General features: G+C 60.8%; 15 protein-coding genes. 8 read left to right on the top strand and 7 right to left on the bottom strand.

Annotated features, from left to right (window positions below; all coding sequences use genetic code 11):
- Nucleotides 1–16: 16 nt before the first annotated feature.
- Complete coding sequence (locus NMG80_RS27985) at nt 17–1,084, top strand: BMP family ABC transporter substrate-binding protein (RefSeq protein ID WP_254021096.1); 1,068 nt, start codon at nt 17–19, stop codon at nt 1,082–1,084.
- Nucleotides 1,085–1,203: 119 nt separating this feature from the next.
- Here NMG80_RS27985 and NMG80_RS27980 read toward each other — a convergent pair whose 3' ends face one another.
- Nucleotides 1,204–2,505, bottom strand: a complete 1,302-nt coding sequence (locus NMG80_RS27980; RefSeq protein WP_254021095.1) for a beta-propeller fold lactonase family protein — start codon at nt 2,503–2,505, stop codon at nt 1,204–1,206.
- A 109-nt stretch (nt 2,506–2,614) separates the two neighbouring features.
- Between NMG80_RS27980 and NMG80_RS27975 the strand changes: the two genes are divergently transcribed.
- Nucleotides 2,615–3,523 (top strand): LysR family transcriptional regulator, encoded by a 909-nt coding sequence (locus tag NMG80_RS27975; RefSeq protein WP_254021094.1) that lies wholly within the window; start codon nt 2,615–2,617, stop codon nt 3,521–3,523.
- A gap of 128 nt (nt 3,524–3,651) precedes the next feature.
- Here the strand turns inward: NMG80_RS27975 and rimO are convergent, their stop codons facing one another.
- Entirely contained in the window at nt 3,652–4,965 is a 1,314-nt protein-coding gene (gene rimO, locus NMG80_RS27970; protein WP_254021093.1) for a 30S ribosomal protein S12 methylthiotransferase RimO, read from the bottom strand.
- A 197-nt stretch (nt 4,966–5,162) separates the two neighbouring features.
- On the bottom strand, nt 5,163–5,849 hold the full coding sequence (locus NMG80_RS27965) for a TerC family protein (protein WP_254021092.1): 687 nt from the start codon (nt 5,847–5,849) through the stop codon (nt 5,163–5,165).
- Between the two features lie 338 nt (nt 5,850–6,187).
- Here NMG80_RS27965 and NMG80_RS27960 point away from each other — a divergent pair, with 338 nt between their 5' ends.
- From NMG80_RS27960 to NMG80_RS27935, 6 genes are all read left to right on the top strand, one after another.
- Nucleotides 6,188–6,985 (top strand): helix-turn-helix domain-containing protein, encoded by a 798-nt coding sequence (locus NMG80_RS27960; protein ID WP_254021091.1) that lies wholly within the window; start codon nt 6,188–6,190, stop codon nt 6,983–6,985.
- A gap of 68 nt (nt 6,986–7,053) precedes the next feature.
- Nucleotides 7,054–7,452 carry an SRPBCC family protein gene (locus NMG80_RS27955; RefSeq protein ID WP_254021090.1) on the top strand — a complete coding sequence of 133 codons (399 nt, stop codon included), beginning with the start codon at nt 7,054–7,056 and terminating at the stop codon, nt 7,450–7,452.
- A gap of 29 nt (nt 7,453–7,481) precedes the next feature.
- Nucleotides 7,482–7,838: a VOC family protein gene (locus NMG80_RS27950; protein WP_254021089.1), complete on the top strand. Its 357-nt coding sequence runs from the start codon at nt 7,482–7,484 to the stop codon at nt 7,836–7,838.
- A gap of 256 nt (nt 7,839–8,094) precedes the next feature.
- Nucleotides 8,095–8,676, top strand: coding sequence for a hypothetical protein (locus NMG80_RS27945; RefSeq protein ID WP_254021088.1), 582 nt, complete (start codon nt 8,095–8,097; stop codon nt 8,674–8,676).
- Entirely contained in the window at nt 8,673–9,266 is a 594-nt protein-coding gene (locus tag NMG80_RS27940) for a hypothetical protein (RefSeq protein ID WP_254021087.1), read from the top strand. The genes NMG80_RS27945 and NMG80_RS27940 overlap by 4 nt, the downstream gene beginning before the upstream one ends.
- Nucleotides 9,242–9,802: a hypothetical protein gene (locus tag NMG80_RS27935; protein WP_254021086.1), complete on the top strand. Its 561-nt coding sequence runs from the start codon at nt 9,242–9,244 to the stop codon at nt 9,800–9,802. Before NMG80_RS27940 ends, NMG80_RS27935 begins: the two co-directional genes overlap by 25 nt.
- Here NMG80_RS27935 and NMG80_RS27930 read toward each other — a convergent pair.
- From NMG80_RS27930 to NMG80_RS27915, 4 genes are all read right to left on the bottom strand, one after another.
- On the bottom strand, nt 9,783–10,934 hold the full coding sequence (locus NMG80_RS27930) for a hypothetical protein (protein WP_254021085.1): 1,152 nt from the start codon (nt 10,932–10,934) through the stop codon (nt 9,783–9,785). The two genes, NMG80_RS27935 and NMG80_RS27930, sit on opposite strands and share 20 nt — an antisense overlap.
- Nucleotides 10,935–11,726: 792 nt before the next feature.
- The gene (locus NMG80_RS27925; protein WP_254021084.1) at nt 11,727–12,068 is read right to left on the bottom strand and encodes a hypothetical protein; all 342 of its coding nucleotides are present in this window, start codon (nt 12,066–12,068) and stop codon (nt 11,727–11,729) included.
- Between the two features lie 606 nt (nt 12,069–12,674).
- Nucleotides 12,675–12,899: a hypothetical protein gene (locus NMG80_RS27920; RefSeq protein ID WP_254021083.1), complete on the bottom strand. Its 225-nt coding sequence runs from the start codon at nt 12,897–12,899 to the stop codon at nt 12,675–12,677.
- A gap of 706 nt (nt 12,900–13,605) precedes the next feature.
- On the bottom strand, nt 13,606–15,327 hold the full coding sequence (locus NMG80_RS27915; RefSeq protein ID WP_254021082.1) for a hypothetical protein: 1,722 nt from the start codon (nt 15,325–15,327) through the stop codon (nt 13,606–13,608).
- Nucleotides 15,328–15,442 lie beyond the last annotated feature (115 nt).

The following is a 15,442-nucleotide window of genomic DNA, read 5'->3' as shown; positions in this document are numbered from 1 at the left end:
TCAGAGAGGTAACACGATGAAAAAACTGCTTATTGCGCTGGTAGCCACGGCGGCGACATTGTCGCTGGCGGCGACCGCCGAAGCTCAGGAAAAGCTGAAAGCCTGCTGGGTCTACACCGGCCCGATCGGCGATTTCGGTTATTCGTACCAGCATGACCGGGGCCGCCTGGACGTCGAGAAGGCACTCGGCGACAAGGTCGAGACCGCTTATCTGGAGAACGTCTCCGAGGGTCCCGATGCCGATCGGGCCTTCGAGCGCCTGGCGCGCGAAGGATGCAAGATCATTTTCGGCACGTCCTTCGGCTTCATGGACCCCGAAGTGAAGGTCGCCAAGAAATTTCCCGACGTGATGTTCGAACACGCGACCGGCTACAAGACGGCCGAAAACCTCGGCATCTACAACGCACGCTTCTACGAAGGCCGCTACATCCTCGGCCAGATCGCCGCCAAGCAATCGAAGTCGGGCGTCGCCGGCTACATCGTTTCGTTCCCGATTCCCGAAGTGGTGATGGGTATCAATTCCTTCATGCTCGGCGCCCAGTCGATCAAGCCAGATTTCAAGGCGAAGATCGTCTGGATCAATTCATGGTTTGATCCGGGCAAGGAAGCCGATGCCGCCAAGGCTCTGTTCGACCAGGGTGCCGACATCATAGTCCAGCACACCGACTCGACCGCTCCCCTGCAAGTCGCCGAAGAGCGCGGACTGCAGGGCTTCGGCCAGTCTTCGGACATGATCAAGTTCGCTCCCAAGGCGCAGCTGACCTCGATCGTCGACGATTGGGGCCCGTATTATATCGGCCGGGTGCAGGCCGCGCTCGACGGCACCTGGAAGCCCGGCAATGTCTGGCTGGGCATCAAGGACGGCGCCGTTAAGATGGCGCCTTACACCAACATGCCCGACGACGTGAAGGCGATGGCGGAAGCCACCGAGAAGAAGATTGTCGAAGGATGGAACCCGTTCACCGGGCCGATTGCCAAGCAGGACGGCACGCCGTGGCTGAAGGAAGGCGAAGTCGCCGACGACCCTACGCTGCTCGGCATGAACTTCTACGTCAAGGGCGTTGACGACAAGCTGCCGCAGTAAGCGCAAGCCTTGGCTCGGCCGGCTTTCGCCGGCACAGGAGAGGGCGCCTTTGGCGCCCTCTTTTCATCTGCAGAGCTTCGAAGGTTAACTGCCCGGCTGCGAATCCCACTCACGAAAGTTCAGCGGGCGACTATCGTGTGAACGCCCGCAGGCAGCCTGATACGATCCGATGTGGGAGCGAGCGCCGGGCGCCCCTCCGTCGTGATCTGCCATATCTCGACGGCGCCACCAAGCGGCGCTTCCTCATTGCGGTAACGGTTCACGCCAACGAAGAGCTTTTGTCCCGTGCGATCAAAAGCGAGTCCTTGCGGCAGCACGCCTGCGAGCGGCCATTCGCCGTGCGGCGATAGCCGTCCTGTTTCAGTGTCCAGCTGATAGAGGCTGAGCGACGCGTGCTCCGTCCAGTCGCGCAAGCCATCTGGCTTACCGGTGCCGCGAAGATTGGACGTGACAAGAAAGCGGCCGTCGGGGCTGAAGGCGATCGTCTCGGCGCCCCAGCCCCCAAGCGCGATGTGAGGCACGGTGTGCCTTGCTGCGTCGCCCGTCGTCCCGACATCGGCAAGCCGGACCGTGGTGAGAATGCCCTCCTGAACGCCATAGAAACCAGCCGTATCGATGCCCCATTGAACGTCGGAGGTGATGTAGTAGCGGCCGTCCGGCGAAAAGCGGCCGACAAAGGGGAACTTGTTCGTCTGGATGCGATTGCCCCAGGGACGAATAGCAGAAACCGTTCCGTCCTCTCCGCGCAGCACCTCGTAGAAGGCAACCTGACCACGGTCGACGAGATTGATCCCGACATACCGGCCGCTTGGATGCCACTGCACCCAGGTCGCCTTCAATGGAATGAAACCCGTTGACGGCTCAAGACCGAGACCGAAGCTGGACACTTGGCCGAACCGACCCTCCCTGACCGGAACGAAAGTGAGTTCGTGTTCGGCGTCGGCAGTAATTGCGGCGATGAGATCGCCAGCAGGATTGAGATGGATCGCCTGCGGCTGGATTCCGATCCGCACGCTGTCGACGACCGCCGAGTGGCCGCCATCGAACTGGAGCGATCGGATCGTGTCGCCTTGCTGCAACTCGTCGAGGCGGGTCGCCCGCTCGGAGCGTTGACGGAAGGTTTCGGCGACGAAAACGAACTGGCCATCCAGGGAGACGTCTAGTGCTCCGGGCGGCCCATAGGTCGAATTCGAAACCTCCGCCATCGCAACAGAGCGAGACCGCTCTGTCGGCGAGGTGATGATGGACAGCGTATCCCGATAGTGAGGATCTGGAGGCCCGAGTTCGCCCGTCTCGTAGACGGTCGGCACCATATCGACATCCGACAGCGCGAAGACGGTCCCTCCGTGACTTTCGGCCGGCTGAGCGCTTGAGAGGTTCGGCATCAGGAATAGAACAACAGCAAGAGAACAGCGTCGCATCGATGTCTCCATATCGATTGAAGGCGCCTATCTTCGGGGTTCGCTTACAGTCGTCAAATCTTCGACATCTCAATATTCCTCTAAGTTATAATAGGTCGGAGGTCCCAGCATGAATCTGGCTTCGATCGATCTGAACCTGCTTGTCGCCTTCGACGCTCTGCTCAGTGAAGGCAGCGTGAGCGGGGCGGCAGCCCGTATCGGGCTGAGCCAGCCAGCGATGAGCAAGCGCCTCGCCCATCTGCGTCGGCTCTTCGCCGATGATCTCTTCGTCCGTCATGCCGATGGCGTGCGGCCGACCGAAAAGGCGCTCGACCTCGCCGATCCGATCCGGGCCGCGATACGCCAGATCCAGGATGCGCTGGGAGGGTTCGGCCAGTTCTCGCCGGAGCGATCGGGTCGCATCTTCAGGATCGCGACCACCGATCACATCGCGGCGACTTTAATGCCCAGGCTGATGCCGGTGCTCCGTTCAGCGGCGCCGAGAATTTCGATCGTCCTGCGCAGCCTACACCGACAGGAAATCGTCGATTGTCTCGAGAAGGGCTCGATAGACCTTGCGATCACTATCCTGCCCGATGCGCCGACGACGATCAAACGTGCATCACTCTTCCACGTGAACTGGCTATCGATCGTCTCGGCCGAGCATCCTGAGATCCGCGACGCGATGACGCTCGAACTCTTTCTTAAGTATCCGCACTTGCTGGTCACTCATGTCGGCGATCTGAAGGGCCACATTGATCGCCTTCTGGACGACCGCGGCCTGAAGCGGACCGTTGCTATGAGCCTGCCTTATACGCTCGCCGTGCCGGCGATCATCGCCCAGACGGACATGATCTGCACCTTGTCGGCAAACGTGATCCGGCTGACGAATTGGCCGCGCGTGCGCTCATTTCCGCTGCCCTTCGATTACTTCGGTTATCAGGAAACTCTGCTATGGCATCGGAGAAACGACAGCGACCCCGGTCACGCCTGGCTCAGGCGGATGCTTATCCGTGCAAGCGAAACAGTCACGTCCTAAATTTTTGGTCGAACCAAAACCGCGCTCTAACTCTCTATTTAACGCATTTTGTCGGACGCCAAACGAAGACGTTTGGCTGCAAAATCTCTAGCAGAAGGTCTTCATCCAGGGCGCTGTCCCGCCGGCGGTCAGACCGCCGAGCCGTAGAGATCGTAGGTGTCGGCACGGTCGATCTTGACGGTGACGACATCGCCGGCACGCAATGGGCGCCGCGACTGGATATGCACCGAGCCGTCGATTTCGGGTGCGTCGTATTTGGTGCGGCCCTTCGCCGAGGTGCCATGCGCCTCGTCGATCAGCACTGGCAGACGCTTGCCGACCTTCCTGGCGAGCTGCGTCGCCGAGATCTTCTGCTGACGCTGCATGAAACGGTGCCAGCGCGCCTCCTTGATTTCCTGCGGTACCTGTTCGAGGCCGAGGTCGTTGGAGCGGGCGCCCCTGACCGGCTCGTATTTGAAGCAGCCGGCGCGGTCGATCCTGGCTTCGTCGAGCCAGTCGAGCAGCATCTCGAACTCGTCGTCAGTCTCGCCGGGGAAGCCGACGATGAAGGTGGAGCGGATCGCCAGATCCGGACAGATTTCGCGCCAGCTGCGAATGCGGTCGAGCGTCTTTTCGCCATGGGCGGGCCGGCGCATGTTTTTCAGCACGCGCGGCGAGGCGTGCTGGAACGGGATGTCCAGATAGGGAAGGATCTTTTCTTCGGCCATCAGCGGGATGACATCGGCGACATGCGGGTAGGGGTAGACATAGTGCATGCGTACCCAGACGCCGAGCTTGCCGAGTTCCTCCGACAGATCGAGGAATTTGGCCCGCACTTCGCGATCGCCGAACATGCTGGCCTGGTATTTGATATCGATGCCATAGGCGCTGGTGTCCTGCGAGATGACCAGGATTTCCTTGACGCCGGCCTTGGCCAGTTTCTCGGCCTCACGCAGCACGTCGGCCGCCGGCCGCGAAACCAGATCGCCGCGCAGCGCCGGGATGATGCAGAAGGTGCAGCGGTTGTTGCAGCCCTCCGAAATTTTGAGATAGGCATAGTGGCGCGGCGTGAGCTTGACGCCTTGCGGCGGCAACAGGTCGACATAGGGATCGTGGCTCGGGGGCGCGGCCTGATGCACCGCAGCCATCACGCTCTCGTAGGCCTGCGGACCGGTGATGGCGAGAACGTTGGGATGTTTTTCGCGGATGACGTCAGGTTCGGCGCCGAGACAGCCGGTGACGATGACCCTGCCGTTCTCCGAAAGGGCGGAGCCGATGGCATTGAGTGATTCATCGCGAGCCGAATCGAGGAAGCCGCAGGTGTTGACGACGACCAGATTGGCGCCGTCATGCTTGCGCGCGATCTCATAACCCTCGGCGCGCAGGCGGGTGATGATGCGCTCCGAATCCACCAGGGCTTTGGGGCATCCAAGGCTGACGAAACTGACGCGAGGGGCAGACATGTGCGGTTTCCAATGGACGCGGGCCGGAACCCTGAGGCCCGGCCCGGAAGTCTCGATGCATGTTGATCTTTTGAGCTTTCGCAGAAGCTCAATTTGCACGGCGCAATAGCATAGTTCCCCAATCAAGCAAACCGAGGAATGGCTTGGCGCCGCTCGGCCGGACCTGCACTGCCCAGGTTTCCCGGCACTGCTAAGGTTCAATGACCGCCCGGCCCGAACCAGGGCGCCAGGAACGCAAACTGTTCGGGGAACTGCTGCACGGCACCATCCAGAAGCATCTTCACGGCGACGTAGAAAATGATCACCAGGCCGATATAGGCGATCCAGCGGTACTTATGCAGGAGGCGAGCGACAAACGAAGCGGCGAAGCCCATCAGCGCAATCGACAGCGCCAAGCCGATGATCAGGACCGTTGGGTGGTCCATCGCCGCGCCGGCGACTGCAAGGACGTTGTCGAGAGACATCGAAACGTCGGCAATGACGATCTGCCAGGCTGCCTGAGCGAAGGTCTTGCGCGGTCCCTTGCCGGCAATCGTCCCGCTTTTGTCGTAATCGACATTCGACAACGCTTCCGTCGCGTCATGTTCTTGCTCGTAGCTGACACGCAACTCGCGCCACATCTTCCAGCACACCCAAAGCAGCAGCAGGCCGCCGGCTATGAGGAGAATGGGGCCGATGGTGAGGAGCCACTGGGTGATCAGAGCGAAGAAGATGCGAAGCACGGTGGCCGCCGCAATGCCGACGAGAATCGCCTTCTTGCGCTGATCCGACGGCAGGCCTGCCGCGGCAAGGCCGATGACGATGGCATTGTCGCCAGCAAGCACGAGGTCGATGGCAATGACCTGGAGCAGGGCCGCGAGGCCAGCGGCGGTAAAAATTTCCATCAGCTGGAATTTCCTTGCTTGGTCGCCAATCGTTCGCGCCGAACGCCTAACGTGTATGGTTCCCACGCGTCAAGGCTCCATGGACGGCAAATTGCCAGTCGCGGTCGAAATCGCCAGCAGCCGGTGAAAGCTGCCAATCGAACAACGCCCCGGTCGTCAGGACGCAAGGCACCGCAGACGCCCGCTCACAGCGCAGGCCTCAACCTCGGGTTGAAGCGCAGAGGATAGGGTTGAAGCGCGCCGCCACCGCAATAGATTTCGGGTACCGGAGAGTACGTTGCCTTATTCGGGTACCGAGAAGTACGGTGCCTCGGAAGTGTTCCTCACAGGAGAGGCTCGTGACGTCTGACGACAACACACCCGTCCTTTCCGGGGCAATCGGCGAGTACCGCGAGTTCGATCCTCCGGCCGCACTCGAAGGGCATTTTCAGTGTGCCTGGTCCAATACATTGCGACCGGACGCGGCATTGCGACCGAACGCGGGGAGCCTATCGGCCGTGGTCCCCGACGGCTGCGTCGACATCACCTGGATCGACGGCGATCTGGTCGTGGCGGGCCCCGACGTGGCGGTTGCCCTCTCTACGCTGACACCCGGCTCTACGGTGATCGGCACCCGCTTCCGACCGGGTGCGGCAAGCCGATGGCTCGGTCTGCCGATGTCGGAAATCGTCGGCGGCCGGGTGGCGCTCAGCCACTTCTGGGGAGCGCTGGCGCGCGAAATCGCCCAAAAAATTAGCGATGCGTCCTCCCCGGTGGAGCGGATGCGGGCGATGCAAGCGGCACTGTGCAGGCTTGCGCCAGATGTCGAGCCGCCGCCTGCGGACATGGGATTCGCCTTCAACGCGCTGAAAACCGAATCCGCCGGTCCGGGCATGGCGGTGATCCTCGACCGGCTCGACGTCAGCCCGCGAACGCTTCGCCGCCGCTGCCAAGAGGCCTTCGGCTATGGTCCGAAGACACTCGACCGCATTCTCCGCTTCCAGCGGTTCCTGAACCTGGCGCGGCAGTCTGCCGAGCCGCGCCTGGCCGATCTTGCGTTCGAAGCAGGCTATTGCGACCAGGCGCATCTGACGCGCGAGGTGCGGCGCCTGTCGGGCTTCTCGCCGGCGACGGTTCTGCGACAGTTCAGCGCCTGAGCTGGCCGTTTCGTTCAATACGCCACCGCCAACCCGGCCTAGTCTGCCTTCGTTGAAAGGAGGCAGATATGACCATCTACAAATCCCGCATCATCACCGTGTCCATCGACCGGGACTGGCGCGAAGTCTATGACTTCGCCTCCATCCCTGAGAATTTCCAGCGCTGGGCGGCAGGCCTCGGCAGGCGCTTCGAAAGATCGGGCGAGGAATGGACTGCGGAGGACCCCGACGGCCGGCTCATCCGCATCCGCTTCTCCCGGCCGAACGAATACGGCGTCCTCGATCACATCGTCTTTGCCGAGGACAAGGAAACCCGCAATGCGGTGCGCGTGGTTGCCAACGGGACCGGCGCGGAGGTCATGTTCGTGCTGTTGAGAACGCCGGACATGACGGAGGCGATATTCGCTGCCGACGCCGAGGCCGTGCAGCGCGACCTCAACACCCTGAAAGCAATGCTCGAACGCTGAGTTTCCAAAAACCGCGAAAGGAGAAGATCATGGCCAAATCCAGCAACGACAAGCGCATCGATTACGTCGAGTTTTCCGTGGGCGACATCGCGCGTTCGCGCGACTTCTATGGAAAGGCCTTCGGCTGGTCCTTCAAGGACTACGGGCCGAGCTACTGCGAGTTCAACGACGGCCGCCTGACCGGCGGCTTCGCTCTCGGTGGCCAGAGCAAGGCGGCAGGCGGGCCGCTGGTGATCCTTTACGCCGACAAGCTCGACGAGACCCAGCGCCATGTCGAGGAGGCCGGCGGAAAGATCGTCAAGCCCGCCTATTCCTTCCCGGGCGGCCGCCGCTTCCACTTCTCCGATCCGGACGGCTACGAGCTGGCCGTGTGGTCGGACAAGTGAAGAAGGTGAGGGGGCGCCGAGCCGAGCCCGGCGCCTGTTTCGAATGGTTTGGGGCCGAATGGTTTAGGCGGGCCATCGGGAGTTAATGCCGCTCTTGGCGCCAGGAGCGGAGATTGAACACTGACCGGGCGAGCCACCGATTGCGGCTGGTGTTCCGGCGCTGAACCCTTTTAAAGATGCCCGCCGCTGCTGTTGTAACAAATTATTCTCGCATCGTATAAGGCTGGCCTGAGGACCATCGCATACCGCGCAGCGCATGACGGAACTGACACGAACGACAGTACGGCAAAGACTGTATGCTTTTTTGATCGCTGGCCTGGGCGGGCTGGCCGCATCGGCAATCTCGTTTTCAATGACGCTATACGAAGCTGCCCACCCGCCAAAGGCGCCTGTTGTGCAGGCGGGCCAGCAAATCGATACCGGTCGCTGGTTTGTGACCTTGCGAACGGCACGTGTCGGAACCGTGCCGCCGACAGGCGTTCCCCCATCGCGGCCCGTCCAGCTTCTGATGGTGGATATGGATGTGGTGAACCGTTCCGCCACCCCCAACAACGTGCTCCATCGCGTTGTCACGCTCAGTGCGCCAACGCAAAAGCTGCCGATGCCAACGGTTTATCTCGATCGTGACAAGTATCTGGCGGGATATTTCAATCCCAACATGCCGGAACGCCTGACCATGGCTTGGGAGTGGCCGGCCGGTGTGCCCGTGCCCGACAAGGTGACGATCACCGTCACCGGCCAGACCTACAAGTTGCGCGACAATCTCTACGGCGCAAGCGGGTGGTACGACCGTGATCCCGTTGCGACGGTCGATCTGCCGGTGGAGAAGGCGCCATGATGCACATGCTGCAGTCGGCGCTGGCGCTGCTGTTCGCTGCCGCCGTGCTCTACGGAATGCAGCATACGCGTCCGCTGTACAGCGACATTACGTCGCCGATAGTCTCTTCGGGCGGCATGAACAAGCGTGTGGAGGCCCGCGCCTTCGCGCTTTCGCTGGACAGCGCCAGGGTGGCGCGTGTTCTCAACGTCGAGACCTTCGGCAAGTCAAAGACCTACACGAGTTCCGGCGTCTGGGGTGTGGTCGAAGGCGAGGCCGAGGCGAAATTCGAGACCCTGGGTCTCACATCGGGCGAGTGGCTGAGTCGCACCGGCGTCCGTTATGTCCTGACCGACCGCGTGCCGGCGACGATCGAAATGATGCCGGGCGATGTCTACCAGCCCGGGCTGCCACGTCGGGTCCTTCTGATGTTCGAAGTGCCCGAGGATGCTGTCGCCGGCGGGACCGTCGTGGTCGCACGCACAAAATTGCTGCCGCTCGACGACGAGATCCGCATCGCCACGAATGTTTCCGGCAAAGACATCGAGCCGGCGATCACCATACGCCGCAACGAAGAAAGGCCGCCATGGACAGTTCTCCCGCAAAGGTGACGTCAACGCGGCGAGGCTACTGGCTGAGCATGATGGCGCTGGTGGTCGCACTGCCTGCCGCGCTGGCCGCGCAGACGTGGGGAAGCATCAAGGACTGGCACTCCCAACATGTGCGCCAGCCGATATCTGTGAGCTTGGGCCAGCCGATCGATTATGCCGGCGCCAGTTGGACCGTGACACGCTTCACCAGACTGGCGGGCAGCGCGGGAAGCGCCGTCGTCCTTGCCGAATTCGAAGCTCTCGCTGCTGACCCGGAAGCGCTCGGCTCCGTTCCATGCGAGGTGCGGCTTTCCGATGGGAGCGGTCGCGAATGGCGGCCAACCCAATTTGCCGATCCGGTGGTCAGGAAGCAATATCCGGAGGCCGAGCAACGGTCGCTGTGTGGCGGCATGGCATTCGCGGCGACGGAGCCCGGCAAACCGGCACGGATGGCTGCCAGCTTTTCGATCCCACCTGCGGCGAGCGGCCTCACGCTATCGATCGCCCTCTACTCGGGGCTGCCGAGTTATCTCAGCGTCAGCGAGCCGCGGACCTGACGCCATTCGCTTCGCCAGCCATGGCGACCGCGGTCTCGAGCACGGCTGCAAGCAGGGCGACCCGGACCGCGTCGAGCAGGATTCCTCCGTCGAGTTCGCTTGGGCTGCCGATGAACAGGCTGATGGCATCGGCGAAGATCTGCCAGGTCCCGAGATCATGCGCTCCGATCAGCCTTGTCAGGCCGTACCATGCCCAGGCGCCGGCCCACGAGATGGCCTGATAGGCGATGACGAAGGTGACAAGCGTGGCAAGCCCGGCACTGAGTGTCAGCTTGAGGCAAGTCCAGACCGGCGAGTAGCGGCTGCGGTAGCCGCCAACGAAGTGAGACGTGAAATCCTTCAGCCACTTCTGCCAGGAGGTCGCACGGGATGGCGCTGGACCGGAAGCGGCCGGCGCGGAAAGCTCATAGCCGTTGATGATCGCCGCCATCACCAGCCAGACAATCGGCAGCAACGCGAAAAAGAAAAGATTCTGAAGCTGCTCGCCGAAGGGAAGCGGCCGGAATTCCACGGGAACGAATTGGCCGGCCGCGGCCGCCTGACTTACCGGCGCAAGCAAATTGAGGCTGACTTGTTGCAGAGCGGCGCCTGCGCCAAGCCAGCGGATGAACTGGTCCTTCCATACGCCGAGCGCGTAGAGGCCGATGAAGACCCAGGTTGCGTCCGTCGCTACGATCAGCAGCCGCCAGTACGGGTGAGAGGCGCGCGCATTCAGTCGCTTGGCGGCCAAACGCACCAGCCAGCATATGACGATCGACAGTGCCACGCCGCTTGACTGAAGAATGGCGAAGATGTCGACGCTCTTGCCGAGATCGGCTTGGGCGAGCGCCATGCGCGAATATTCGCGCACCGTATCGCCAAGAAAACCCCAGGCGGCATAATAGGCGAAGAACGGCAGGATCGCAGCGGCGGTAATCGCCAGGACTGGCTCGCGCTTTGTTTCGTCCACTCCCTTTTTGGCTTTTTGCCTCAGTGCCGCCACCGCCGGCATATGCGGCCGGAGCACCATGAACATCATGACCAGCACCGTCAGCTTAGCGAGAACCACCAGCGACAGCATGACCATTCCGCCCAGCGGGAATTGGAGGCCGATCGTCACGGCGCCCTGAAGCAGCAGACCATAAGCGATCATACCCAGGCAGCCGACAAGCAATAGCTGCGGCCAGCACTGGACAAGCAACCTCGCGGTTAATGCAAGCGGCCGATATATGTCCTCAATTGCCGTGGTCATCGCGTCGGCTTCGTGCTCCGATCCTGAAGTCTAGGAGTTTTATTTCATCAAACGGTCTGCCCCCAACCGTTCAGACCGTTGCGATCAAATTCAAACAACCTGGGGTTGAACACGATCGGGGGTAACGCAAGTTTACCTCATCCGCCTTGCAGAAGAAGGGGGATGCGGTTCAATCATGGCATTCGGCGTCCGTCAAATCTGTTTCATGGCGCAGCCATGCTCGGCCAAGTTGTCGGGCGATCGGGGTTCCCCGTCATCATCCAAATCAATTCATCAATTCGCCAAAACCCTTTGGAATCACGCGGAAATCGAACCTGGCTCTTAACCGCATAAGCAGCGTTGAGTTATTGCTATGCCCCTTGCGCAGTCAATAGCTTGTGCTTTTCGAAGATCGCTAGTTTTTGCGGATAAGTGATCCGCACCTTAGCGTTGCACCCGTCGCATCTGAAGTGGGCGATCGTTTTCAGCGCAGAGCCCTTCCTCACAGCCGGATAGGAGCAATCCGGACAATCGAATGTGAGGGCAACATCAGACAGGTCTTCGGCTAAACCCATTTCCATCTCCTTCGCAAGTGCTGGGGCTACACTCTGGCGAGACCCGATGAGCAATTAACGAGAGCAAATGAGCAATTAAGATGCCAATCCGGCTGTGCCAAAGCGGGACTAGAACGATTCGTCTCGGAACGCCGCCAGGCTAGTGCGCCTGTTCTGCGCCCTTTGAACGACGAAGCGACCTGACCTCCTCCAGCAGTTCGCGCTCATTGGTGGTAATGTTTCGGAAGATTGCGACAATCATCACCGCTAAGGCTTCGGCATCCCGGCTTAAAGGATCGATGTGTTCATCTTTGCAAACCTGATCGTACACGCGTTCACAAACAGCCAAATCGTAAGGGCTGAGGTGGGTGCGATTGAAACGCCGGCGCGGCATTTGCGAACCTTCGAGGCTCGCTGCCCGTGCAAAAGAAGCGGGCCTTCGCAACAAACGCGAGCCGTTGAGTGGTTGTTCCCGGTTGCAAGCTTTTGTTGCGCCGACCAACGGCAGGATCCGCGTCTCGGCTCCATGCGATTACGTCATCGTGCCTTCGTGGGATGGCGTATAAATTCGTCTGTGGTCGTCATTTGACGACTGTTCAAAGCGGTACCCGTTGAGCATTCTCAGCGCCAAGCGCGGGGGCGGAGATGTTTTTCAAACAGAATCCAATGGATCATCTAACAGACGATCCCATTATCCGCTGCGATATCGCAGATAGGATATCAAAGGCCGCCGAGAGCGATGGGAATCTCCCGATTGCGTGGCGCCGCAAGTTGCAGAAAGAACCTGTCAAACCCGCGCGTCTCTTGGCCCAATGCATGTTGCGCAAAAGCACGCCCTCGGGCTTGAACCGGGGGTGCGCAGCGGTTTTGCGATAACGACATGCATAAAAACAAGAACTTAAAGCGCTTCGCATGAATCCGCTCAAATGCGACGCGCTTTGATGCCGAGCGCGCGGTCGAAGACGGCCGGCGCCGCTTGGGGGCGTTGGGGTAAGGACGCTTGACGGCGCCGGCCAGGCGGATTGGGGTCCGCCGCGTTGGATAGTACCGATCTTGGCAAATCAAGTAATTCCGTTATCGCGGAATGTCAGGAGCTGGTCGACAACGCTCAGTCCTTTGCATCGTCATCGTCTTGCACAGAGCCATCGTTTTCATCTGCCAGGCTTTCAACCCCGGCCAGCTGCCGGTCGGCCACTTCTTTGGCGAGGCCCACCAAGGCGTCGACCTCTTGCATCTGGTCCACGTGACCGCCATTGGCGACGTGTTTCCGGATCCTCTTCAGTTGGTCAGAGGTTCGTCGCAACGTTTCGGCGATCGACAGCTTCTTGGCCACGCCTACATCTCCTGCATCCTAACCAACCATCCAGACGAGCAAGCGTTCCGGCGGGAAAGCTTTTGCGGCAAAAAAGTCGATACTCCATCGACCCGCTCGATACAGCCCCTCTTCAACTGTGAACAGGCCGTCCTGGCATCAAGGTGCGCCGCAATGGGTCAACACGTCTGGCACCGCAATTGCATGGGCAGCAATGGGGGGCGAATGGGGGGCCCCGCCGCTTCGCAAATGGAGCGGCGGGGCTTTTTTGCGTTTTCAGCCAACACCCGTCAGCAGCAGGTGCTGCATGATGAAGCCCCTCGCCAAAGATGATGCCGCTGGTGTGCTTGTTGGTTCGAATCCGGATCCTGGAAGTCCGCGCCTTCCATTGAGCAAGTTCAAGCGGCCCGGCAGCCCTATTGGGGGATGACTATTAGCAGGCCGCCGGGCCTTGACCGCCAGCGGGCTTAAGAGGAGGCGCTGTGCTGGCTAGCAGAACCTGCGCTCAAGAAAACGGAATAGCATCATTCGAACGAACACTTTCGTCCATCTACATCTCGTTGTTTTGATGCCGGCTTCGCCGCCGGGCAGGTGAGGGGCGGGCGCCGCTGACTTCTGAGTCGCCCCGGGGACCGCCGAACTTGCGCCGGCTGCTTCGAAAGCGGGACGATCGCCACGGCGCCTGGCATGTACGCGCCACCTAAAATGCCGGTCTTACCGGCAGGATTTACGACTGCCCGCCTAAGTCCTTGAATGCGAGCCCGGCCTTTTTGAGCGAACCGAGGAAGAAATCGACGTCCTCTGGTCGAATGATCCGCATCGCAACCTCCTGCCGCAGGTTCTTGATCAAGCCTGGCGCGTTTTCCTCAAGCCAGACACGCTCGCGCTGGGCGTCTGCTTCATATCCGCCCTCACCGAAAATCGCGGCCGCGATGGTGTGATAGTTGGCATTGCCGGGAACCGTGGCTTTCCTGATCCACATGGCCGCCTGCGGATAATCGCCGCGAAAATAGGCGCAAAGGGCAAGCGCGGTCTCGTAATAGGCTAGGGGACCTGGATTGCGTGTGCGCGCTTCCTCGACCAGCGGGCAGCCGTCGTCCCATCCTCCTGAAAGCGCCAACCGATATCCGTACTCGCCCATCAGTTCTGTATCGTTGGGGTTGATCTTCAAGGCACGTTTGCCCACGATCAACGCCGCCTCGATCTCATTGCTGAAATAGAGCGCGAACATTTCCGCCTGCAGGCCGCGGATGTTGAGCGGGTCCAGTTCCACGGCCCGCTTGGCCGCGGCAAGAGCGCGAGCGATCGAGGCCGACGTCGCGGTTTGGTCGGAAGGATAGAGAAATCGAATCTCGTCGATATAGGCCTGAGACAGCAGACCCCAGGCCGTGGCGTAGCCCGGGAAGCGCTTAACGGCCTGCTCCAGGCACACACGCACCGCTGGAAGTGCGCTTTGATCGAGCTTTGCCCGGTATGCGTAGAAGGAAAGCGTGCAGGAATAGGCAGCCCAATCGTCGGGAGGATTCGAGATATTGAGCGATGAGTCCGCCTGAAAGATCACGCCGTATGTCTGGGCCAGGCTCGTCGCCACTTTCTGTGCGATATTGGCCTCGGTCTCGAGAAGCGCGGCGACTTTCATCTCTCCATCATAACTGTCCGCCCACAGCACGGAGCCGTCGGCGCGGTTGATAAACCTGACCCGAAGCCGGAAGGCATCGGCCGACAGATGGACGCTTCCCGCAAGAACAAAGCGCGACGGCGCGACCGAATTTTCGGACGACTGGACGACGATGACGTCCTTGAACTTAGAGAGTTGCCCGACAATTTCCTGTGTCAATCCGCCCGCAATCGCCCTGGAGGCTTCCGTTCCTGAAAGGTCGTCAAACGTCTCTACCAGCAGTCGCGGAATCTCAGGCGAAGTTGGGCGGACGCCGCTCCTCGCCAATCCCAATGCCAGAACAGCCAAGGCCGCGACGGTAGCCGCAAGAACCACCGTCAGCCATGATGCCCTCATTCTTCGAGGAGGGGTCGGGACTTTCTCTGCCCGGTTAACCGGCAAGGCCGACTCAATGGTCTCAGGGGGCGATCGCCCCGAGAACGTTGGAACGTAACCGCCTTTCGGGATCGTGATGAGAATTGGATCGTCGTGTCCGGCAGTCAGGTAGTAACGCTCGAGCCCGCGCCGGAGGTGGCCAGCCTCGATGCGGACAATTGGATCCGTCTGCGGGTCGAAGGACATATCACGGCCGAACACTTCGACTGCGATCGAATAGGCCTTGATACGATCACCGCGACCCTCCAACGTCTCCTCCACCACATGGCTGAGGAAGCGACGCTCGCGACCGGTTGCATCGAAGTCCGCGCTGTTGAGGATCAGGGCAAGTTGGGCGCGACAATCCTCTGGGGCGAGCCCATGCTCCCTCCCTGCGGCTGGTTCAGGCCGGATCACCTTGGTTCCCTCACCTGACGTTCTGGGGGTGACTACTCCCAGTTATATTTCATTTTTCGCCGGTTACCCTCGCTGCGCAATTTATATCCCCGAGCCTGTTCTTGCAATACTCCTA

The organism is Mesorhizobium escarrei (assembly GCF_935825525.1).
In the GTDB taxonomy this organism is placed as follows: Bacteria; Pseudomonadota; Alphaproteobacteria; order Rhizobiales; family Rhizobiaceae; genus Mesorhizobium; species Mesorhizobium escarrei.
Note: the sequence above shows the minus strand (reverse complement) of the source record. Positions and strands in the feature narration are given on the sequence as shown.